Here is a 21,965-nt window from a genome sequence, read left to right on the forward strand (position 1 = left end):
CCGCCTCACGAGGGCCGGCGGCTCAGGACGTGGGCCAGGAAGCGTCCGGTGGACGGTAGTCGTGCGAACGCGCGGAGGTCGGCAGGGGCGACGGACGTCGCCGGGCCGGGCAGCGAGCCCGGACGGGTGAGCACCAGGGCGGGGCGCCCCGCCCGCTGGTGGGAGGGTGCCCATCCGGCCGGGCGGAAGCCGGACCGGTGGAGCCGGTCCAGGTGGACCGCGGCGTCCGGTGCGCCGAGCACGTCGTCCTCGACCACGACCCGGTCGGAGAGCCCGGTGGAGGCGTACGCCCCGTCCGGCCCGACCCGGGCGGGCACCTCCGGGACGGGCCGGCCGCCGTGGGGAGGCCGGGCCGAGAGCAGGTGCAGCGACTCCACCGTCGAGGACGGTGCGGCGAGTTGGTGCAGCGTCACCAGCCCGGACGCCGCCCCGGTCAATGCGGCCCCGGTCGCCGCCGCCCCGGTCGCCGCCGCGCTCGTCGTCCCTGCCGAGGTGCCGCGGCCGGCGGGCGGGAGCGGGGCCGCCCCGACGCCGGTGGTCTCGGTCCACATCGCTGCCAGCAGGCCGTAGTCCGGGCCGTCGGGCAGCCGGAGGGGGTGCTGCCGGGCGCTGGCCCGCCAGGAGGTCGGGTCGCGCGGGGCGAAGGTGGCGACGAAGGGCTCGGCCGCCGTCCGGGCGACGATGTGGGAGCGCACGGCGTGGGTGGCGGTGAAGCCCTGCGCGAGCTGACTGCTGATCACGGGGCCGACCGGTGGCCGTCCGGGCCGGTTCAGCGCCACCCGGGTGTGGGTCACCAGGTGGTCCGCCTCCGGGAGGTGCTCGCGGGCCCAGGGCACCCGGGCGTCGAGCAGGGCGGCCGCCAGGCCCGGGCGGGCGCCGGGACGCTTGCCGGTGCGGCCGAGTTCGTACCGCACGGGTCCGTCCTCGAAGAGCGGCTCGACCAGGGTGTACCTGGTCGTCGCCACCACCTCGCCCTGCCCGTCCAGCAGCAGGAACAGCCGGACCCGTCCGGCCACCGCGTCCTCGGCCAGCTGCCGGGCCTCCGCGGCCAGCGCGTCCTCGCCGGGCTGCCGACCGTAGACGAGCGCCAGCAGCTCGGCCACCTGCCGGGCCGAGCGCAGCAGGGCGGCCCGCCCCAGGCCGGCCACCTCCTCGGGTGGGAGGAGCTCGAATCCCTGTTCCGAGTAGGCCCGTTGAGCGTCGATCAGACCGTGCCGGCGGCTCTCCATGGCACCAGCGTAGAACGGCCGGCGCCGCCGACCGGAGGCCGATTCCGGTCGGCGGCGTCGGGCCCGGTCAGCCCTGGTCGGGTGCGGCCAGGATGCAGAGCAGGGAGCAGGCCACGGCGGAGGACGCGGCGGTGGTGGTGGGGACGGTCCCCGGGGGCGAGTTCGCGGGGACGAAGGTGGCGGAGGCGGTGTTCTTCATGGGGAGGGCCAGCAGGAGCGAGCTGCAGTGGATCTGACGGCTCGTCCCCGCGGCCAGGTCGAAGGTGCCGGCCGCGCTGCGGCAGGCGGGCGTGGCGGCGTCGTTGACCTGGACGCCGGTGGCGGCCACCGGCCCGGCGTTGGTGACGGTGATCCGCCAGTGGGCGGTGCCGAGCAGGCGGAGCAGGCCGACCGGGCTGGTCTTCGCCCAGGGGCCGGGGCCGCCGGGGTCGCAGTCGTGCGGGTGGTCGGAGGCACAGATCTCCTTGACCACGGTCACCTTCGGCTGGCAGCCGCTGCCCGGGGCGACGGCGAGGGCGACGGTGTTGGAGCCGAAGGAACCGGCCGCGTCGACGCCGGTCGCGGTGTTGGAGAGCTGGGTGGCCGCGCAGTCGGCCGAGACCACGGTGCGGAAGCAGAACTGCGGGGCGTCGCCCTGGTAACGGACCGTCAGGACCGGCTGGTTGCCGTTCTCGAAGTCGACGGCGGAGGTGAGCACCAGCTGGGCCGAGACGGTGACGGCGGGGTGGTCGGCGGCGCTGATGCCGCTGAGGTCGATCACCCCGTCGGCGGTGAGCGGCGGACTGGCCAGCACGGCGCCGTCCGGGTCGGTGACGCTCACCCGGGAGGCGGCCAGGTCGGCGTGCGCGAGGTCGATGCCGGTCAACTCGGCCCGGGTGTACGCCTGGACGTGACCGGTCGCGCCGTCGCAGTAGAAGTCGGCGGGCCGCAGCGTGACGGTGGCCCCGCTGTGCACGCACGGCGAGGTGCCGGTGGCCGGGTCGACCGAGAACAGCACGCCCGCGTCGCCGAGGGCGATCAGGCAGCGGGTGGTGGAGTCGTAGGCGTAGCCGTAGTCACGGGTGACGCCGCCGTTGACGCCGGGGTGCTTGGCCGGGAGCGGGAAGCCGGCGCAGGGCGCGGCGTGGGTCCAGTCGTGGCAGGCCGTGGCGCCGTTGATGCCGCCGCTCCAGAGCGGGAAGTAGCTGCGGGTCTCGCCGTTGGCGGTGACCACCTCGGGGTTGAAGGTCAGCACCCCGCCGCCGATCCCGGCCAGGGTGGTGGGCGGCGTCAGCGGGGCGCCGCCGAGGGTGAAGCAGGCCGTGTTGAGGGTGGCTCCGCCGACGGTGGTGGTGCAGACGCCGTTGGCGTGGCCGGCGGCGTCGTAGGCGGTGTACGCGTTGTAGGTGTAGTACGCGGCGCTCGGGGCGGCGGGCTTCGGGGTCTCCCAGCCGGCGCAGGCGGTGCCGGTCGCCGGGTCGAAGCAGCCCAGCGCGGGCGGCACGGCGACGGTGGATCCGCCGCTCTGCGGGGAGGAGGAGGCGAAGACCTTGCCGTCGGCGACGGTGGTGGCGCCCAGGTAGAGCGCGCCGGGGGAGCCGGGCAGGTCGTGGTTGGGCGGCACGATCGCGGCGTACGGCTGACCCGCGCACGGGGTGCGGGAGCTGATGGTCAGACAGAGCACCTGCCCGGTGCTGGCGACGCCGTACAGCCGGCCGCCCGTTCCGACCAGGCCGGCCAGCCCGTTGGCGGCGGACGGGGTGCTCGCGACGGGGGCCAGCGGGAAGAACCCGCAGTTGGCCTGGGCATCGAGGTCCAGGCAGCCGACGCCGACGCTGCCGCCCGAGACGCCCGGGTAGTAGATGGTGCCCGGCCGCTGCGGGTCCTCGACGTACTGCGGGGTCAGGGTGGAGGCGATGTCACCGGTGTTTCCCGAACCGAGCGGCCCCGGCGTGCTGTTGAGCGGCCGCGGCCAGGGGCCGCCGGGGCACGGCTGCCCGGTGCCGAGGTCGCTGCAGACCACCTGCCGGGCGGCGGCGGCGACGTGGTGGTACATGTTCCAGGACTGCACCTGACCGAGGGCCGTGCGGTGCAGGATCGGGGTGAAGCCGTCCCCGCCGGTGGCCTGCACGGTGGGCTTCACCGGCGGCAGCAGCGGGGCGGAGAGCTCGGTGCCGTCGCGGCGGGCGTCCGCCTTGGTCGCGCGGACGGCGGTGGTGGCGGCGCCCTGGTCGGTGCCGGTGAAGGCGGAGCCGTCGGTGGACCAGGACGGCGTCCAGCCGGGCGGCGTGCGCAGCGAACCGGGCACGTACGTCTGGGTGGTGCCCGGTCCCGTCCCGCCGCCCGTGATCGGGTCGGTGACGGTGGCGGGAGCGGCGGCCGGGGAGTCGACCGCGTCGCGGTAGGACACGGCCCAGTCCACGGTGTCGCCGTGCTCGGCGGTGGTGGCGCCGGGGTGGGTGACGTTGCGGACCGACTTGGTCAGGGTGGACGGCGAGGCGGTGGCGCTCTCGGCGGCCGTGGCGGTGGTGGTGGACGGTGCGACTCCGACCAGCAGCGCGGCGGTCAGGGACGCGGCGGCGGTGGTGGCGCGGAGGAGGTGGCTGGTTCGGGATGCGAAGAGCGTTCTCAGCATGGATTCCCCACCTGGGTCGGTGGGCACCCGGCACGGCGCCGGAGCCCTCCCGGGGGCGACCCTAGGGGAGCGGTGCGCGCGCGAAGGAGCGATGAACGGAAGATATGGTGATCGGAAGGAATTCGGACACGAAGCACAGCCGATCGGCTGACGAATCGTCAGGAATGGTGCCCGGAACGGTCATTCGCGGCCCTGGGGTCGCGACGAGCGCCCCGGCCGGGGCCGGGGCGCTCGTGGGTCGTGCGGTGGTGGCGCCGTCACCCGCCGGTGGGCGGTGGTTTGGCCACGCTCAGGGACCAGCGGACGCCGGCCGGTGCGTCGACCTTGACGGCCGCCTCCGGGCGGGCGTTGCGCAGCCCGATCTGGTTGTAGGTGGTGCTCGACTCATGGGCGACGCACTCCAGCGGGAAGCCCAGGCCGGTGGGCTCGAGGGTGACCGTGAGGGTGCCGGCACCCTGGCAGACCACCATCACCGAGACCGGGCCAGGGGTCAGGCCGCCGCTGATGGGCAGGGTGTGACTGCCCGTCCGGTCGGACACGCTCGCGAGCATGGTCTCGTCCGTGATCCTCGGGGCCTCGGTGACCGCCTGCGACGCCACGTGCTCCAGCCGCTCGCCGGGCCGTGCGGACGCCGAGGCCTTCGCCTCGGCTGCCGACCCGGCCGGTGCCGTGCGGTCCGGCCCGCCGCAGGCCCCCACGCCCGCGACCAGCAGCAGGGTCGCGGCGAGGGTGGCCAGTGCGGTGCGTCGCTCAGCGGTCACCGGGGACCGGCTCAGGCGGTCTCCCACACGTACCAGCCGACGTTCTGCGGGGTGTAGGCGACGACGGTCTTCTTGGGCGAGGTCGAGCAGTTGCTGTAGATGGTGTAGCTGGTGCCCGCGGTCTTCAGGCGCCAGACGCCGTAGCGGGCGTGGGTGGTGCGGCGCGGCGGGGTCTCGGCCCAGGTGGCGTTGCCGAGCTTGGCGGTGAGCTTGGCGGAGAGGTCGACGCCGTACTTGCCCTCGACGTTGACGAGCAGCGAGTTGGCGCTGACCTTGAGCTCGCCGGAGATGGCCATGCCGACCTCACCGGACGCCTCGGCGCTGAACACGGACTTGATGGTGCGCGAGGTGCCGTTGTAGTTGGCCTGGTCGACGCCGACGCCGCGCATGACCTTGCCGTAGTTGGCGGTGGTGTTGTAGTAGCCGTGCGCCGGACCGCAGTAGTCCGTACCCGGGACGTTGTTCGGGCCCTTGCCCGGCGCCGGCTCGACGGACGGGTCGGTGACCTCCACCAGGTCGCCCTCGGTCTCGGTGACCGGCGGCTCGACCGGGACCTCGGTGCCCGCGTCCTCGACGGCGGCCACACCGGACGGGGCCGCGGGCAGACCGGCGGAGGCGAAGGCCGGCGCGGTGATGCCGGTGGCCATCAGAACGGTGAACGCGGAGACCACGAGAGCCTTCTTGACCTGCACACTCATTTGAAACCTCTTCACATCTGTGCCGCCCCCCGGCGGCTGATGTGAAGAAGTTATGGCCGGTCTTCATCTGCTGTACAGCCTCAAGTTGATCTTCTGAGCAAGACTTGAGCTTGATCGACTCCGATACCCGGACATGCCCGGCTATGTCGGCCGGGTTTCCTGAGCATCCTCTGAGGAAGTCCTGGGGGAGCGCTGTGACACCAGGCCAACTTGCCTGCTTCTGGGGAGATTTGGGCGAGAGCGAGCGGTCTGCCGCAAATCCGCTGGACCGGCCCGACACCCCGCGGTGAGACTGGCGCCGATGAGCACCCACCCGCCGTACACGGACATGGACCCGCGCCACTTCGGAACGCTCCTCGGCCCCGAGGACCTGGAACCCCTGCTCGCCGAGCTGGCCCTGCCCGACCACGCCCCGATGCCCGTGCTGACCGCCCTCGGCGCCTGCCTCGACCTGCGCGACCGTCTGGGCGCGGGCGACGCGATCGGCACCGCCTGCGGTCCGGCGGAGGCCGTCCGGATGGTGCGCGCCGTCGTCGAGGCCGTGACGCTGCTCACCGCCACCGAGCCGTGGGTGGTGCCGTACACGGTGCAGCTGGCCGGCGAGTACGTGCTGGAGATCCTGACCGATCTGCGGTACGGCTACCGGGAGTTGCTCGTGCCGGGTTCCCGAGGGAGCGCCGTGTACGGGCGGTTCGTCGTGGAGAACCCGGAGTACTTCGCGCGCACTGAGCGCCGTGTGGTCAGCTACTGGAACGCGTACCACCGCTTGGCGTACGCGAGCTTCCAGGGCTACCCCGGCGGCACCGCGCTCGACCTGCTGCGCGACGCCGCCTCCGAGGGGGCCGGCCGCCCGTGGCCGAACCGCACGCCGGGCCGGCGGGGCCGGCTGGACGGCTACGGCTGAAGGCCCGGACGGGAGTTGAGGCGGGCGGCCTGGCGGAAGAGGTGGTCGCGTTCGGCCGGGCTGGCGGCGTGGCGGGCGGCCTCGGCGTAGAGGCGGGCGGCGGTGGCGAGGTCGCCGTCGCGTTCGTGGAGGTGGGCCGAGACGGCGGTGTGGCGGGGGACGGAGGGGGCCACCTCCGCGAGGGCGGCGAGGCCGGCGCGCGGGCCGTCGGCCTCGCCGACGGCGACGGCGCGGTTGAGGCGGACCACCGGGCTGTCCGTCAGCCGCGCCAACTCGTCGTACCACTCCACGATCTGGACCCAGTCGGTCTCCGCCGCGGAGGGCGCGTCCGCGTGCAGCGCGGCGATCGCGGCCTGCGCCTGGTACTCACCGAGGCGGTCCCGGGCCAGTGCGGACTGGAGCACCGCCACCCCCTCCGCGATGGCGGCGGTGTCCCAGCGGCCGCGGTCCTGCTCCGCCAGGGGTACCAGGGCGCCGTCCGGATCGGTCCGGGCCGCGCGCCGGGCGTGGTGCAGGAGCATCAGGGCGAGCAGGCCGGCCACCTCGGGGTGGTCGACGGCCGCCGCCAACTGCCGGGTCAGCCGGATGGCTTCGGCCGCCAGGTCGAGGTCGCCGCCGTAGCCCTCGTTGAAGACCAGGTAGAGCACCCGCAGCACGGTGGCCACGTCCCCGGGCCGGTCGAGGCGGACCGCCGAGACGGTGCGCTTGGCCCGGCTGATCCGCTGCGCCATGGTGGCCTCGGGCACCAGGTACGCCTGGGCGATCTGACGCGTGGTCAGCCCGCCGACCGCCCGCAGGGTGAGCGCGACGGCCGAGGAGGGGGTCAACGACGGGTGCGCGCACAGGAAGTAGAGCCGCAGCGTGTCGTCCGCCTCCGACACCGGACCGGGCTCGGGTTCCTCGTGCACCAGCTCCTCGCGGCGGCGCCGGGCGCTCTCGGCCCGGGCGCCGTCGAGGAACTTCCGCCAGGCGACCGTGACCAGCCACCCCTTGGGGTCACGCGGTGCCCCGGCCTCCGGCCAGGTCCGGAAGGCCTCCACCAGCGCCTCCTGCACCGCGTCCTCGGCGGAGGCGAAGTCGGCACCCCGGCGGACGAGGGCCGCCAGCACGCCCGGGGTCAGGGTGCGCAGCAGCACCTCGTCCACCGGCGGGGTCACCCCGCCGACCCGTGGCAGTCCAGGTCGGCGTCGACGGGCGGCATCGACAGGAACGGGCGCAGCTCCAGCCACTCGTGGATCGGCTCGCCGTCCTTGCCGGGCGCGGCCGACAGCTCGCCGGCCAGCTCCACCGCCCGCTCGTAGGTGTCCACGTCGATCACCATCCACCCGGCGATCAGGTCCTTGGTCTCGGCGAACGGCCCGTCCGTGACCGGCGGCCGCCCCTCCCCGTCGTAGCGGACCCAGGTCCCCTCCGGGGCGAGCGCCTGCCCGTCGACGTACTCGCCGGTCTGCTCCAGCTTGGCGGCGAAGTCGCGCATGTACTGGACGTGGGCGGTGATCTCCTGCGGCGTCCAGTGCTCCATCGCCACGTCGTTGGCCGGCGCCGGGGCGCCGCGGTAGTGCTTCAGCAGCAGGTACTTGGCCATGATCGTTTCTCCTCCGTGCGGTGCGGCGGGGCCCATTCTGGCCGCGCTCACCCCTGGGACGGAGCCGGACACGGCTTCTCGACATCCCCGGCGGACTTCTTTTCCCGGAAGTTCTTGCGGAGGCCTCCGGCGGGCCCGGAGTCTGGGAGGAGGCACGCCGTCGCCCGGCGCGTCGTCCGGACCCGACAGGAGGTCGGCACCGAATGACCGGTCACGAGGTCCGCCCGTGGTGGCGGGACGCCGTCATCTACCAGATCTACCCGCGCAGCTTCGCCGACGGGGACGGGGACGGCGTCGGCGACCTCGCCGGCATCCGGCGCCGCCTCTCCCACCTGGTCGAGCTCGGGGTGGACGCGCTCTGGACCTCCCCCTGGTACGTCTCCCCGATGGCCGACGGCGGCTACGACGTGGCCGACCACCGCGACGTGGACCCGCTGTTCGGCACGCTGGCGGAGGCCGAGGCCCTGATCGAGGAGGTGCACCGGGCCGGTCTGCGGATCGTCGTCGACCTGGTGCCCAACCACGTCTCCAACCGACACCCTTGGTTCGGCGCGGCGTTGGCCGCCGGCCCCGGCTCGCCGGAGCGCGAGCGCTTCCACTTCCGGGCCGGCCGGGGCACCCACGGTGAGCTGCCCCCGAACGACTGGACCTCCTACTTCGGCGGCCCCGCCTGGCACCGCGTCGACGGACCGGAGGGCACCGAAGGCGAGTGGTACCTGCACCTCTTCGCCCCGGAGCAGCCCGACCTCAACTGGGAACACCCGGACGTCCGGGCCGACTTCGAGGCCACCCTGCGCTTCTGGCTCGACCGCGGCGTCGACGGCTTCCGGATCGACGTCACCGACGCGCTGGTCAAGGAGGCCGGCCTCCCCGACCGGGCCGACCACCGCCCCGGCACCCCGCTGCCCTGGGCCGACCAGCCCGGGGTGCACGAGATCTACCGCTCCTGGCGCCGCCTGACCGACTCCTACCCGGGAGAGCGGATGTTCGTCGGCGAGCTGTGGAGCCCCGATCCGGAGCGCTTCGCCCGCTACCTGCGGGCGGACGAACTGCACACCGCCTTCAACTTCCCCTTTCTCAGGGCCCCTTGGGACGCCGACGCACTGCGCGAGGTGATCGACAGCACCCTGGCCGCGCACGCGCCGGTCGGTGCGCCCGCCACCTGGGTGCTCTCCAACCACGACACCACCCGCCACGTCACCCGCTACGGCCGCCGCGACACCGCCTTCGCCTTCGACGGCGGGACGCGCCACGCCAGCCCCGTCGACCTGGGCCTGGGCACCCGCCGGGCCCGCGCGGCTGCCCTGCTCTCGCTCGCCCTGCCCGGCAGCGCCTACGTCTACCAGGGCGAGGAGCTCGGCCTCTGGGAAGTGGAGGACCTGCCCGCCGCCGTCCGCCAGGACCCGACGCTCCACCAGTCCGGGCAGACCGACCCGGGCCGCGACGGCTGCCGCGTCCCCCTCCCGTGGTCGGGCTCTGCCCCGCCGTTCGCCTTCACCCCGCCCGGCGCCGCGCGGGAGCCCTGGCTGCCCCAGCCCGGTGCGTGGAAGGACCTCACGGTCGCCGCCCAGAGCGGTGACCCGTCCTCGACGCTGGAGCTCTACCGCAGCGCCCTGCGCCTGCGCCGCGCCGAACCCGGCCTCGGCGAGGGCCCCCTCAGCTGGCTCCCCGCCGCTCCCGGCGTGCTCGCCTTCACCCGCCCGGGAGGGTTCACCTGCGTGGTCAACCTATCGGCGGGCACCGTCCCACTGCCCACCCACGAGGCCGTCCTGCTTGCCAGTTCGCCGCTCGACGGCGCTTCGCTCCCGACCGACACCGCCGTCTGGCTCCGCGCGGGCGCCCGGAGCTGACGAGGTGACAGCTGGAGTGCGCCGAAAGCGGGGCGAGGTGACATAGGGAGGGCGTCCGCAGCACGAGCGAAACAAACCGGCCATACCGTTTTGCTATGGCCGACATTTTCGACTCGTACACGACAGCGGGAGCGTGGGACGAGATGTTCGAGCGACCCGGGGTGGTGCGACCGGCCTACCAGGCCGTCCTCGCCGCCCTGAGCCCGCTGGACTCCCTCGAACTGCGGTACCGCACCGACCAGATGGCCCGGGCCTTCACCGACCGGGGCGTCACCTACGCCTACGGGGGCGAGGAACGCCCCTTCCCGCTCGACCTGGTGCCGCGTCTGCTCGACGCGGTCGAGTGGGACCGGCTGAGCCGCGGGGTCAGGCAGCGGGTGCTCGCACTGGAGGCCTTCCTCGCCGACGCCTACGGCGCGCAGCGCGTCTTCGCCGACGGTGTGGTGCCCTACCGGCTGCTCTACTCCTCACCGCACTTCCACCGCGCCGCGCACGGCATCGAGCCCGCGAACGGGGTCCGCATCCACGTCTCCGGGATCGACCTGGTCCGCGACGAGGAGGGCCGGTTCCGGGTGCTGGAGGACAACGTCCGTGTGCCGTCCGGCGTTTCGTACGTGATCGAGAACCGCCGGGTGATGACCCGGACCTTCCCGGCCCTCTTCGCGGAGCAGCCCGTCCGCCCGGTGGACGAGTACCCGCAGCGCCTCCTGGGCGCGCTGAGAGCCGGCGCCCCCGAGGGCGTGACCGATCCGGTCGTGGTCGTGCTCACCCCGGGGGTGGCCAACGCGGCCTACTTCGAACACGCCCTGCTGGCCCGGCTGATGGGCGTCCAGCTGGTCGAGGGCCGCGACCTGGTCTGCTCCGGCAACCGGGTCCGGATGCGCACCACCCGGGGCGAGAGCCCGGTCCACGTGATCTACCGCCGGCTGGACGACGACTTCCTGGACCCGCTGCACTTCCGGCCGGACTCGCTGATCGGCGTCCCCGGCCTGCTGGCCGCCGCGCACGCGGGGAACGTCACCCTCGCCAACGCCGTGGGCAACGGCATCGCCGACGACAAGCTGCTCTACACCTACGTCCCCGACCTGATCCGCTACTACCTGGGAGAGGAGCCGCTGCTCCCGAACGTGGAGACCATCCGCCCGGAGGAGCCGGGCCGGCTGGAGGAGGTGCTGGACCAACTGGACCGGCTGGTGCTCAAGCCCGTGGACGGCGCGGGCGGCCAGGGCATCGTGATCGGCCCCCAGGCGGACCGGAGCACGCTGGAGCGCCTGGCCGGTCAGGTGAGGGCGTGCCCGCGCAGCTGGATCGCCCAGCGCCCCGTCGCGCTCTCCACCTCGCCGACCCTGAGCCGCGACGGCGACGGCCGGGACCGCCTCGCACCGCGCCACATCGACCTGCGGCCGTTCGCCGTCCACGACGGCGACGACGTCTGGCTGCTCCCCGGCGGCCTGACCAGAGTGGCCCTGGGGGAGGGCAACCTGATCGTCAACTCCAGCCAGGGCGGCGGCTCCAAGGACACCTGGGTGCTGGCGACCGGCACGCCGCCCGGCCCGGTGGAGGAGGAACGGCCGAGCCCCGTGAACGAAGTGGTCCCGCGTCAGTCCGGCCCCGGCGGCACGCCCGGCGGCCCGCCCCAGGAGGAGGAACAGCAGTGATCACCACCGACACCATGCTCTCCCGGATCGCCGAGTCGCTGTTCTGGCTCGGCCGCTACGTGGAACGGGCCGACGACACCGCACGCATACTGGACGCCTATCTGCACCGGCTGCTGGACGACCCGTGGAGCGGGGAGGACGCGGCCTGCCGCTCGCTGCACGCCATCCTCGGCGTGTCGGCCCCGCCCGAGCGGCAGTGCGACACGGACTCGGTGCTGGCCCGGCTGGCCTTCGACGCGACCGGCCCCGACTCCATCGAGGGTGCGCTCGGGGCGGCCCGCGAGAACGCCCTGACCGCCCGGGACGTGGTCTCCACCGAGATGTGGGAGACCCTCAACTCCACCTGGCACCAGCTCGACGAGCACCGCCGCGCCGCCCGCCGCACCGGCCCCGACGCCTACCTCGGCCTGGTCCGGCGCCGGGCCGCGCTGTTCTTCGGACTCGCCGACTCCACCATGAGCCGGGACGACGGCTGGCGCTTCGTCATCCTCGGGCGGAGCCTGGAGCGGGTCGACATGACCGCCCGGCTGCTCGCCGTCCGGGGGTTGGCGGGGGTCCACGCCCCGGACTGGGCCACGCTGCTGAGCGCCAGCGGGGCCGAGGAGGCCTTCGTCCGCTCCCGCGGGGCCGGTAGCGATCCGGCCGAGGTGGCGTCCTTCCTGCTGCTGGACCGGGGCTTCCCGCGCTCCGTCCTGCACGCGCTGAGCGCCGCCGAGGAGTGCCTCGCCGACCTCGGCGGCGGCACGCCCTCCTGGCAGCCGCCCGAGCCCGCGCGGCTGGCGGTGGGCCGGATGCGCACCAGGCTGGAGTACCTGTCCGCCTCCGAACTCGACCGGCTGCCGGTCCTGTTGAAGGAGCTGCAGCTCGCCTGCGGCGAGGCCACCCGGGCCGTGGCCGAACGCTACTTCCCCTGCGACGGCCCGATCGAGTGGTCCCACCACGCCGTGACGCGCGAGGGGGTGTGAGCGTGGTGGCCAGCCGACTGCGGATCCGCCACGAGACCCGGGTGGGATACCCGAGCCCGGCCGGCTCCTCGTACAACGAGCTGCGGATGAGCCCGCTCACGCTGCCCACCCAGACCGTCCTGGACGCCCGGGTGGAGGTGACCCCGAGCGCCGAACTGTGGACCTACCGGGACTACTGGGGCACCCGGGTCACGGTGTTCGACCTGGCCGACTCGCACACCAGCCTGGTGCTGACCGCGACCAGCCTGGTCGAGACCGCGCCGCCGGCCGCGCTGACCGCGCCGCTCGGCCGGGCCGAGATCGTCGCACGGTCGGCCGACAGCCGGCTGACCGAGTACCTCGCCGGCACGCCGCGCACCACCGTGGGCCCGGAGCTCGCGGCACTGGCCGCCGGGGCCGCCGAGGGCCTGGACGCCCACGAGGCCGCGGCGGCGCTGACCGACCTGGTCAGGGAGCGGGTCTCCTACACCCAGGGGACCACCGGGGTGCACAGCGGAGCACAGGACGCCTGGGACCAACGGGCGGGCGTCTGCCAGGACTTCGCCCATCTGACCGCCGCGCTGCTCCGCGCCGCCGGCATCCCGGCCCGGTACGTCTCCGGCTACCTGCACCCCTCGGCGGACGCCGGGTCCGACCGGCCGGTGGCCGGCGAGAGCCACGCCTGGGTCGAGTACTGGTCGGGCGAGTGGACCGGCCACGACCCGACCAACGGGACCCGCCCCGGCGAGTCGCACGTCATCGTCGCGCGCGGGCGGGAGTACGGCGACGTGCCGCCGCACAAGGGCGTCTACCGCGGAGCGCCGGGCGAAGTGCCGCGCGTGCGCGTGGAGTTCACCCGCCTTGCCTGAGAGCTGCACGCGGTGCGCGGATGCTCGGGGGCGGTTCCCGTCACGGTGGGACCCACCCCCGAGCCCGGTACCGGAGGCTGACGGCTCCTCAGGCGGTCACGCCGAGGGTGTCGTCGAGCCAGTCGTAGACGCGGGCCTGGGTGAGCCGCATGGCGCCGGGGTGGCAGTGGGCGCCGGCGCCCTCCTCGGTGGTGAAGCGGATCAGGGTCTTCGGGCAGGTGAGGTGCTCGAAGAGCAGCTCGGGCTGGCCCTGGAAGAACATGTCCTCCTCGGCGTCGCAGACCAGGGTCGGGCACTGGATCCGTTCGGCGATGCCGCCCGCGAGGGTGTGGTCGAGGTAGGAGGCGTTGAAGGCCCGGGGCGTGTCGGCGCCCATCACGTACATGCCGTGGTTGACCGCCCAGCGGGCGATCGGGTCCTGGGCCATGATCCGTTCCATGGCGGCGTCGAGTTCGGGGGCCGAGGGTGCGCGCAGCAGCCGCTCCGCCTCCTCGCGGGTGCCGGGGATGTTGCGCACCGCGGTCAGGCCCAGGTCGTAGAGGCCGTCGACGGCGACCAGCGCGGCCAGGCGGTGCTCGAAGGCGGCGGCCCTGGGGGCGAGGATCCCGCCCATGCTGATCCCGAGCAGCGCGATCCTGTCGTTGTCCACGTCCGGGAGGGTCTCGGCGAAGTCCACGACGGGGGTTATCACCTGCTCCCAGTCGGGCCGGAAGACCAGGCCCTGGTGGTGGCGCGGGCCGGGCATGCCGGGGCCGTCGAAGACCAGCACGGTGTAGCCGCGCTCGACGCCGGCCATCGCCCCGAAGAAGTGCATCTCCTCCGCGGTGCCGTCGAAGCCGTTGTGCATGATCAGCGTCGGTCGCGGGGTGCCGGAGTCGTCGACGCGGTACAGGTAGCCCGGCAGCGTGGTGCCCTCGTACGGGATCTCGACGGGCTCGATGACCGGGGTGAACAGGGCCGCCGCCGCCCGGAAGCACTCCACGCTCCGGTCGTAGGCGTGGTCGTGCCGCGGGTCGCACGGGTTCCCGTGCAGGAAGAACTCGGCCGACCGGTAGTAGTTCGACGCCCGCAGGAACCCGTCCCGGGCACTCACCCGGTGCCCGGCGGCCAGCGCCTTCTCCGCCTCGCCCGAAACCCGGTCGGCGGTCGCCGTCCACTCGGTGTACCAGCTGGCGTAGTCGCCCTCGACGATGCGCTCGCCGGTGGAGACCACCTCGCCGAAGTCGGCTCCGCCGTAAGCGATGTGACTCATCGACCGCAGGGTCTCGTACCAGAACTGGATGTTGTTCGGGAACAGCAGCTGCTTCATCGCCCACACTCTCCTCGGCCGCGCCAAGCACTGATCTGTGCTTACGGGGAGGACTGTAGCCCCCCGAGGGAGACTAAGCAAACATCTGTGCTTACGATGTGGGGGTGACTTCGAACCAGCCGACCGCACGCGTCCGCAAGAGCCCCGAACAGGTCCGCGCCGCCGTCCACCAGGCGGTCATCGACCTGCTCTGCGACCCGGCGGGCGAGGACCTCAACATCCCCGCGATCGCCCAACGCGCGGGCGTCAACCACACCAGCCTCTACCGGCGTTGGGGCAGCCTCGACGCACTCCTCGCCGACGTGGTCACCACCCGCCTCGAACGCGACTCGCCGCTGAACGACACCGGCTCGCTCCGCGGCGACCTGCTCGCCTGGGCCGAGGCCAGCGCCGCGAGCATCCGCACCCCGCAGGGACGCGCCCTGGTGCGGGCCGTCATCCTCTCCATGCCGGGCGGTGTCCAGGCGCAGGCGCCGGACCAGCGCACCCAGCACTTCCACCGCCGGATGCACTCCATCGAACAGATCCGGCAGCGCGCCATCGCCCGGGGCGAGCACCCGCCGCCGCTGGAGCAGATCCTCGACCAGCTGATCGCGCCGTTCTACCTCCGGGCGATCTTCGGCATCGAGCTGCCGGCCACCGGCTACCCGGAACTCCTGGTCGACCGCCTGCTCGGGAGCCCGGCGGCCGGCTGACCCGTGGCGAGCCTCCCGCCGGGCCGGCACCGGGCTGTGTCCGGGCCGCTTTCCGCGGTGCGGCCCGGACACGGCCCGGACGGCCCGTCAGGCGTCGGCGGGTCGGTGCCTCTCCAGCCACTCGGTGATGAGCCGGTTGGTCTCGGCCGGCCGCTCCTGCTGGATCCAGTGGCCGCAGTCCAGACTGACCACCTCGACGTCGGGCACGAACGCGGCCAGGTTCTCGGACCGCCTGACGGTGTCCCGGTCGCCGTAGATCATGAGCGCGGGCCGGCGGACGATCGGGTCCACGTCCGCCAGCAGGTGCCAGTTGCGGTCGAGGTTCCGGTACCAGTTGACGCTGCCGGTGAACCCCGTCGACTCGAAGGCGGCGACCAGGACCGCCAGTTCGGCGTCGCTCATCACCGGCTCGCCGCGCGGGGCCTCCGCGCGGGCGAGGTCGATCAGCGCCATGCCGGGCCCGGGCTGCGCCGGGGGCTCGTCCTTGCGGTAGAGGTTGCGCAGGAAGCGGGCGGTGTTCCGGTCGAACACGGCGTCCGCGACGCCGGGCTGCCGGTTGAAGTGGACGAAGTAGAAGTCACCGCCGAGCACCTCCTCCATCGCCTCGATCCAGGGCTTCGCGCCGCGTTCCTGGTAGGGCAGGCTGAGGTTGACGACCCGGTTCACCCGGTCCGGGTGCAGCAGGGCCAGCCCCCAGACGACCATGGCACCCCAGTCGTGGCCGACGAAGGCGGCGTCCTGGTACCCGTAGTGGTCGAGCAGCGCGACCAGGTCGCCCGTCAGGTGCGCGAGGTCGTAGGCCGTCACCTCGGCCGGACGGGACGAGTTCCCGTAGCCCCGTTGGTTCGGGACGATGACGTGGTGGCCCGCCGCGACCAGGGCGGGTATCTGGTGGCGCCAGGAGAAGGCGTGCTCGGGCCATCCGTGGCAGAGCACGACGGGGCTGCCCGCGTTCCGGCGGCCCGCTTCGAAGACCTCCAGCTCGACACCGTTGACCTGGACGAGGGTGGGTTCGGGGAAATCGGCCGGATCGAACATCGCGGTCTCCTTCTGGTCGGTTCGGAATGGCCGCCCCCGGGCAGGCCCGGCTGCCCGGCTGACCGGGCGTCAGGCCGCGGTGCGGGTCGCCGCTGGAGGCGTGCCGCCATCGTGCCGAGCGAAACCGGTCACCCCGTGACCGGTTTCCCTGGAAGTCTTGGCGAGGTGCGAACCGACCGGCTGGTGGCCGTCCTCCTGATGCTCCAGCGGCGCGGCCGGGTGACGGCGGCGGAGGTCGCCCGCGAACTGGAGGTGTCCGAGCGCACCGCCCGCCGCGACCTCGACGCCCTCGCGATGGCCGGGGTCCCCGTGTACTCCCTGCAGGGCCGGGGCGGCGGCTGGCGTCTGGTCGGCGGCGCCCGCACCGACCTGTCCGGTCTGACGGCGGGTGAGGCCCGGGCGCTGTTCCTGGTGGCCGGCCCGGCCTCGGCCGCAGCACCGGCCGTGAAGGCGGCGCTGCGCAAGCTCGTCCACGCCCTGCCCGAGCCCTTCCGGTCGCAGGCCGAGGCAGCGGCGGCCGCACGGGTCACGGACCCGCTCGGCTGGGGATCGAACTGGGCCGAGCCCCGGCCGCCCCGGCTCCTCGACGTGCTCCAGGACGCGGTGATCCGGGGCGTCCAGGTACGGCTGGGGTACCTCGACGGCCAGGGCGCCGGTACCGAGCGGACCGTCCACCCGCTGGGCATCGTCGCCAAGGCCCCGTCGTGGTACCTGGTGGCCGGCACCGAGGCCGGCCGACGGACCTTCCGGATCGACCGGGTGTCCTCCGCCGAGCCGACCGGAGACCCGGTGCACCGGCCAGACGGCTTCGACCTCGCCGCGAGCTGGCGGGAGATCACCGACGAGGTCGACCGCCGGCGCATGCCCCTGGAAGCCCGGGCACTGTGCCCGCCCGACGCGATCGGCCTGCTCCGGATGGCCTTCGGCACCCGGCTGGAGGTCGGCGACCCGCAGGCCGACGGGCAGGTCCGGGTGACGGTCCGCGGCTACGACGAGCACACGCTCGCCGGTGAACTCGCCGGACTGGTCGCATGGTTGGAGGTGACCGACCCACCGGGTCTGCGGGACCACATGCTCGCCATCGGCACCGCACTGGTCGAACGCTACCGCTGACACCCGTCCCTGGGCCCGGCGGCTCTCACTCCGGCCCAGCTCGCCCGGATCGACGAACTCGCGGACGGCGACCGGCGGATCGTCGGCGCCGGCCTCCAGGACCGGACCGTCCTCGTGGACGAACGCTTCCGGGCCCGGGCCCGGCCGACCGGGACGGGCCGCACCGTCTCCTCGAACGGCGCGTCAGCGGCCGGTCCACCATGGCCACCGCTCTCGAAATGCGCTGGCCAGGACCCTTGTGCCCGGACGAGGATGGCGCCATGACGTCCTGGATCCTGACCCCCGAAGCCTTCGACTCGGTGAGCGCGAGCAGCCTGCGCCGCGACTACTACGACGAGGTCGCGAGCCGGTACTGGAAGCGGCCGGCGACGCCCGAGGAGGTCGACCGGGGCCTGGCCGGGGACGGGGTCGAGCGGCTCGCCCCGCCCACCGGCCAGTTCGTGGTCGGGCGCTACGGCGGAGAGGCCGCGGCGTGCGGCGGAGTCCTGATGCTGGACGCCGAGCGGGCCGAGCTCACCCGGGTCTACGTACGCCCGGCCTTCCGTGGGAAGGGCGGTGCGGGCCTCCTGTTGGAGCAGCTGGAGGAGGAGGCCCGCTCGCTCGGCGCCGGTCGGACGGTCCTCAACACGCGCCTCGACCTGGTCGAGGCGCGTGCGCTGTACGTCCGCCACGGCTATGCCGAGATCCCGGCGTACTGCACGGGGCCGTACATGGAGATCTGGTACGGCAAGGACCTCGGGCCGGGCCGCTGACGGCCCGGCAGGTCGCCTCAGAACCGCAGCACCTCGCGGTCCAGCGGGTACTCCGCCCGGTGCGGGCCCTCGTACGGGGACGGCGTGATCGGCAGGACGCCGGTCGGCTGGATGCCCAGGTTGTCGTCCCAGAGCCGGGGTTCGACCTGCCCCAGGACGCGGAACTCCCGGAAGGTGAACGGCGGGCTGTCGGTCGGGAAGAACTCGGGCGTGGTCATCACCTGGAAGTGCAGGTGCGGGGTGGTGGAGTTGCCGCTGTTGCCGATCAGGCCGAGCTCCTGGCCGGGCTCGACGCAGTCGCCCTCCCGGACCCGGAGCGAGCCGGGCCGCAGGTGGCCGTAGAGCAGGAAACGGCCGGGGGCGACCTCCACGGTGACGTGGTTGCCGGTGGTGTCCTGGATCGGCGGGACGGGCGGCGTGATCGGCGGCGTGTTGTCCGGGACGCCGTCCTGGACCTCCACCACCCGGCCGCCGGCCGCGGCCAGCACCGGCTGACGGTAGCTCAGGTAGCTGTCGAGCAGCGTGGGGTCACCCGCCCAGGTCTCGCCCTGCTCACCGACCCGGTACCAGTCGATCGCGAACCGCTGCGGTACGAAGAAGCGGCCGTTGATCGGGGCGAAGCCGCGCCGGTGGTGGGTGTTGCCGCAGCACGACTCGCTGGCGAACCAGGCGCCCGGGGCGACCGGTGCGGCGAGGTCCAGGGGGGTGGTGCGGCCGAGCGGGGTGGCCTGCACCGTCTCCTCGAACGGGGCCTCGCCGGAGGGGCCGAGGATGGTGCCCGCGAAGTGGTGCTCGACCACCTCGGGCACGGGCTGCCCGCCGTCCAGGACGAAGTCGAGCCAGATGACCCACTGCTGGGAGCCCTGGAGGACGGTCGGCTCCGGCGGGGGCGGCGCCGGGGTGTACGCGTCGGCCCCCGGAAGCGGGTCGCCGACGGGGTTGGCGGCCGCGGCCAGGTCCTCGCCGCTCAGTGACCCGATCACCCGGTGCGTTCGCGCGTCCTGGACGTCGACCCGGTCCAGCCGCACCTGCGCGCGGCTGGACAGCGCGTTGGTGGCGAGCAGTTCGTAGGAGAGGTGCGTCCGCCCGTCGGTGGCCTCGAAGGGTGTGGGCTCGGTCATCACGGATGCCGTCAGCGGGGTGAACCGCGTGTCGGGCGGCAGGGCCTTCGGGGCGGCTCCGGCCACCGGGGCGGCCGCCGCCAGCAGGACGGCCGCGGCGAGGGAGGCGGTGCCGAGTCCGCGGCGGCGCGGGGTACGGCCGGCCCGGCCGGCCGCGGTGGTGAGGGCGGGAATGGGTGCTGTCATGGTGCTGCTCCGTTCTCAGCGGGCGGCCTGCTCCTGGAGCAGGGCCGCGATCCTGGTGACGTCCGCGACGGTCTCGATCAGGCCCTCGATGTCCGGCGCGGAGGCCCCGTTGACGCCCACGAAGAAGGTGTGCAGGCACCCGTCGCGGGTCTCCAGGAAGCCGCCGAGGGTCTGCGCCCCGATCGCGAGCCGCTGGTTCACGCCGTCTTCGCCGGCCACCGTCCCGGGCTTGGCGAACACCTTCCCCTTGGCGGCGCAGTCCGGGCAGAACGGCGCGAGGCTGCCGTCCACGCCGAGGATCGGCAGGGCGTACCGGAAGCGCTCGGCGTCGGGGGTGGCGAGCCAGTGCGCGAGGACCTGGTTGACCGCGCGCGGGGTGACCCGGTCGACCGGGTTGCCGCCGCGGCCGTCCAGCAGCTGCACCTGGGTGGGGTCGACGCCGGCCTGCTCCAGGAAGGACCGCAGCACCGGGAAGCCGTCGTCGCAGGCGTGACCGCCGGCCGTCACCGCCATCAGGCAGATCGCGAGGTTGGCGCCGAGGTTGTGACTGACCTTCAGGACCAGCCGGGCGTACTCGGCGTAGACCGGGGAGACGTACGCCGCGACCTGCGGCGCCCCGGCGTAGTCGGCGGGCAGCGTGCCGACCGGGTTGGGCCCGGTCGGCGGGGCGGTCACGGTGACCCCGGCGCGGGCGAGGGCCTCGATCAGGGCGGTGCGGCCGAAGGCGTTCGGGTCCTGGACGGAGGAGACCCGCAGCACCGGTGCGGAGTCGGCGGCCACCGTGCCGGAGAGGGTGATCCGGGTGCCGTCGGGCGAGGCGGTGACCTGGACGTCGGTCGGGCCGCCGGGAGCGACCGTCCGCACGGTCGAGGTCACCTGGTACGGCGCGACCTGCGGCCGCCACATCAGCTCGGCCGGCCGGCCCGGCTGGGTGGGCGTGCTCAGCAGGTCGATCAGGTTGTCGTTGACGATCAGGGGAGTGGGGGCCGGGTCGAGGTTGGACCCGGCGGTGAACAGGCGCGGGTCGACCACCACGTCGCCGCGGACCTCGGTGATGCCCGACTCCCGTACCTGAGCCGCGATCAGGTCGAGCCCGGCCAGCGGGTCCTCGGGGGTGAGGGTGGCTCCGGGGAGGTCGTTGGCGTAGGTGTGGTCGATGTCGGTGAAGTCGACCGAGCCGTCCGGCTCGGTGCGCCCGCCCATCGTCAGGTCGCCCTGCGCGACCAGGGCGAGGGCGCCGTCGAGCACCGAACCCTCGCGGGTGCCGAGCGCGTGCACCGGAGTGGTGAAGCGGTGTTCGGTGCCCAGGGCGTGCCAGGCGCCCGAGACGCTGAACAGCTTGGTCACCGAACCGGGGACGAAGAACTGGTCCGGCGTCAGCGCGTGGACGGTCTCCCCGCTGACCGGGTCCATCTCCAGCAGGCCCCACTGGCCGTGCCGGTAGGCGGGCTTGTCCATCACGGCGTTGATCTCCGGGCCCAGCGAGCCCCGGGGGTCCTGCGGCGCGGCGGCGGTCAGGGTGGCGGCCGCCAGCAGCGCGGCCCCCACCCTCAGCCGGACCTGCGCCCGACGGCTCTTCGGTCCCATGCGGTGCACCTCACGGCGAGTCGGCAGAGCCCGTCCGAACGGGCTCGTTCCGCTCGCACCCTAGGCAGCCACCGCCCCCGGAATCCCCGCAGGCGGGGCCCCGACCCGCCGGAGCCCCACCGATCGGCCCAGCCGGGCCGGTGCTCAGGCGAGGTCGTAGACCACGGTCACCGGGGCGTGGTCGGACCAGCGCTCGGGGTGGGTGGCGGCGCGCTCGACCACGGCGGAGGTGGCGCCGGCGGCGAGACCCGGGGTGGCCATCTGGTAGTCGATGCGCCAGCCGGAGTCGTTGTCGAAGGCGCGACCGCGGTAGGACCACCAGGTGTAGGGGCCGGGCTGGTCGGGGTGGAGGGTGCGGACGACGTCGACGTAGCCGGCCTCGGTGAGGACGCGGGTGAGCCAGGCGCGCTCCTCGGGGAGGAAGCCGGCGCTCTTCTGGTTGGCCTTCCAGTTCTTGAGGTCGATCTCCTGGTGGGCGATGTTCCAGTCGCCGCAGACCACGACCTCGCGGCCCTCGGCCTCGGCGCGCTTGCGCAGCTCGGTGAGGTGGACGAGGAACTCCGCCATGAAGCGTTCCTTCTCGTCCTGCCGTTCGGTGCCGACTTCGCCGGAGGGGAGGTAGAGGCTGGCCACCGTGACGCCAGGGAGGTCGATTTCGGCATACCTGCCCGAATTGTCGAATTCGGCCGAGCCGAAGCCGATCGCGGTACGGGTCGGCTCCTGCCGCGAGAGGACGGCCACGCCGGCCCGGCCCTTGGCCGCGGCGGGGGCCCAGACCGCGTGCCAGCCTTCCAACTCGCGCAGCTCGACCGGGAGTTGGCCGTGCTCGGAGCGGACCTCCTGGAAGCAGATCACATCCGCCCGGGTGGCGGTGAGCCACTCCAGCAGGCCCTTCTTGGCGGCGGCCCGAATGCCGTTCACGTTCGCGGTAGTCACAACAAGAGTCACCGGGGAAGGGTATCCGGCCGGTCGGGTGGCCGGTGGAAGGCGGTGCGGTGACGGCTGCGCGTCGTGAACGCGATGTGAAGTCTTGTCCGGCGAAGGTCAAGGAA

The 21,965-nt window shown here is 73.7% G+C and carries 19 protein-coding genes; 8 read left to right on the forward strand and 11 right to left on the reverse strand.

The window, feature by feature from the left end; genetic code table 11:
* Positions 1-5: 5 nt before the first annotated feature.
* The 4 genes from ACWEPF_RS27260 to ACWEPF_RS27275 all read right to left on the reverse strand — a co-directional run bounded on the left by ACWEPF_RS27260 (position 6) and on the right by ACWEPF_RS27275 (position 5,302).
* A complete protein-coding gene (locus ACWEPF_RS27260) occupies positions 6-1,229 on the reverse strand; it encodes a hypothetical protein (protein ID WP_452174607.1) in 1,224 nt (407 codons plus the stop codon).
* A 67-nt stretch (positions 1,230-1,296) separates the two neighbouring features.
* Positions 1,297-3,843: a DUF7617 domain-containing protein gene (locus ACWEPF_RS27265; protein ID WP_452174608.1), complete on the reverse strand. Its 2,547-nt coding sequence runs from the start codon at positions 3,841-3,843 to the stop codon at positions 1,297-1,299.
* Positions 3,844-4,100: 257 nt separating this feature from the next.
* Positions 4,101-4,604 carry a hypothetical protein gene (locus ACWEPF_RS27270; protein WP_452174609.1) on the reverse strand — a complete coding sequence of 168 codons (504 nt, stop codon included), beginning with the start codon at positions 4,602-4,604 and terminating at the stop codon, positions 4,101-4,103.
* Between the two features lie 11 nt (positions 4,605-4,615).
* Entirely contained in the window at positions 4,616-5,302 is a 687-nt protein-coding gene (locus ACWEPF_RS27275) for a hypothetical protein (protein WP_452174610.1), read from the reverse strand.
* Between the two features lie 301 nt (positions 5,303-5,603).
* Here ACWEPF_RS27275 and ACWEPF_RS27280 point away from each other — a divergent pair, with 301 nt between their 5' ends.
* Positions 5,604-6,206: a hypothetical protein gene (locus ACWEPF_RS27280; protein ID WP_452174611.1), complete on the forward strand. Its 603-nt coding sequence runs from the start codon at positions 5,604-5,606 to the stop codon at positions 6,204-6,206.
* Here ACWEPF_RS27280 and ACWEPF_RS27285 read toward each other — a convergent pair.
* Both ACWEPF_RS27285 and ACWEPF_RS27290 read right to left on the reverse strand, forming a co-directional pair.
* A complete protein-coding gene (locus ACWEPF_RS27285; protein ID WP_452174645.1) occupies positions 6,197-7,351 on the reverse strand; it encodes an RNA polymerase sigma factor in 1,155 nt (384 codons plus the stop codon). The genes ACWEPF_RS27280 and ACWEPF_RS27285 overlap by 10 nt on opposite strands.
* Before the next feature lie 8 nt (positions 7,352-7,359).
* Positions 7,360-7,791, reverse strand: coding sequence for a YciI family protein (locus ACWEPF_RS27290; RefSeq protein WP_452174612.1), 432 nt, complete (start codon positions 7,789-7,791; stop codon positions 7,360-7,362).
* Between the two features lie 203 nt (positions 7,792-7,994).
* On the opposite strand from ACWEPF_RS27290, the gene ACWEPF_RS27295 reads away from it, so the two are divergent.
* The 4 genes from ACWEPF_RS27295 (at position 7,995) to ACWEPF_RS27310 (ending at position 13,112) form a co-directional block, all read left to right on the forward strand.
* Positions 7,995-9,641 (forward strand): glycoside hydrolase family 13 protein, encoded by a 1,647-nt coding sequence (locus ACWEPF_RS27295; protein ID WP_452174613.1) that lies wholly within the window; start codon positions 7,995-7,997, stop codon positions 9,639-9,641.
* A gap of 95 nt (positions 9,642-9,736) precedes the next feature.
* Positions 9,737-11,299 carry a circularly permuted type 2 ATP-grasp protein gene (locus ACWEPF_RS27300; protein WP_452174614.1) on the forward strand — a complete coding sequence of 521 codons (1,563 nt, stop codon included), beginning with the start codon at positions 9,737-9,739 and terminating at the stop codon, positions 11,297-11,299.
* On the forward strand, positions 11,296-12,264 hold the full coding sequence (locus ACWEPF_RS27305) for an alpha-E domain-containing protein (protein WP_452174615.1): 969 nt from the start codon (positions 11,296-11,298) through the stop codon (positions 12,262-12,264). Before ACWEPF_RS27300 ends, ACWEPF_RS27305 begins: the two co-directional genes overlap by 4 nt.
* Positions 12,265-12,266: 2 nt before the next feature.
* Positions 12,267-13,112, forward strand: a complete 846-nt coding sequence (locus ACWEPF_RS27310) for a transglutaminase family protein (RefSeq protein WP_452174616.1) — start codon at positions 12,267-12,269, stop codon at positions 13,110-13,112.
* Between the two features lie 88 nt (positions 13,113-13,200).
* Here ACWEPF_RS27310 and ACWEPF_RS27315 read toward each other — a convergent pair whose 3' ends face one another.
* Entirely contained in the window at positions 13,201-14,421 is a 1,221-nt protein-coding gene (locus ACWEPF_RS27315; protein WP_452174617.1) for an alpha/beta hydrolase family protein, read from the reverse strand.
* Between the two features lie 104 nt (positions 14,422-14,525).
* On the opposite strand from ACWEPF_RS27315, the gene ACWEPF_RS27320 reads away from it, so the two are divergent.
* On the forward strand, positions 14,526-15,116 hold the full coding sequence (locus ACWEPF_RS27320) for a TetR/AcrR family transcriptional regulator C-terminal ligand-binding domain-containing protein (protein WP_452174618.1): 591 nt from the start codon (positions 14,526-14,528) through the stop codon (positions 15,114-15,116).
* Between the two features lie 87 nt (positions 15,117-15,203).
* On the opposite strand, the gene ACWEPF_RS27325 is transcribed toward ACWEPF_RS27320, so the two are convergent.
* The gene (locus ACWEPF_RS27325; RefSeq protein ID WP_452174619.1) at positions 15,204-16,154 is read right to left on the reverse strand and encodes an alpha/beta fold hydrolase; all 951 of its coding nucleotides are present in this window, start codon (positions 16,152-16,154) and stop codon (positions 15,204-15,206) included.
* A gap of 165 nt (positions 16,155-16,319) precedes the next feature.
* On the opposite strand from ACWEPF_RS27325, the gene ACWEPF_RS27330 reads away from it, so the two are divergent.
* Positions 16,320-17,267, forward strand: coding sequence for a helix-turn-helix transcriptional regulator (locus tag ACWEPF_RS27330; protein WP_452174620.1), 948 nt, complete (start codon positions 16,320-16,322; stop codon positions 17,265-17,267).
* 260 nt (positions 17,268-17,527) lie between these two features.
* Complete coding sequence (locus ACWEPF_RS27335) at positions 17,528-18,019, forward strand: GNAT family N-acetyltransferase (protein WP_452174621.1); 492 nt, start codon at positions 17,528-17,530, stop codon at positions 18,017-18,019.
* 17 nt (positions 18,020-18,036) lie between these two features.
* On the opposite strand, the gene ACWEPF_RS27340 is transcribed toward ACWEPF_RS27335, so the two are convergent.
* From ACWEPF_RS27340 to ACWEPF_RS27350, 3 genes are all read right to left on the reverse strand, one after another.
* Complete coding sequence (locus ACWEPF_RS27340; RefSeq protein WP_452174622.1) at positions 18,037-19,326, reverse strand: M23 family metallopeptidase; 1,290 nt, start codon at positions 19,324-19,326, stop codon at positions 18,037-18,039.
* A 15-nt stretch (positions 19,327-19,341) separates the two neighbouring features.
* Entirely contained in the window at positions 19,342-20,913 is a 1,572-nt protein-coding gene (dacB, locus tag ACWEPF_RS27345; RefSeq protein WP_452174623.1) for a D-alanyl-D-alanine carboxypeptidase/D-alanyl-D-alanine endopeptidase, read from the reverse strand.
* Positions 20,914-21,057: 144 nt separating this feature from the next.
* Positions 21,058-21,849 carry an exodeoxyribonuclease III gene (locus ACWEPF_RS27350; protein ID WP_452174646.1) on the reverse strand — a complete coding sequence of 264 codons (792 nt, stop codon included), beginning with the start codon at positions 21,847-21,849 and terminating at the stop codon, positions 21,058-21,060.
* Positions 21,850-21,965: the final 116 nt, after the last annotated feature.

This window comes from Kitasatospora sp. NPDC004289 (genome assembly GCF_053602875.1).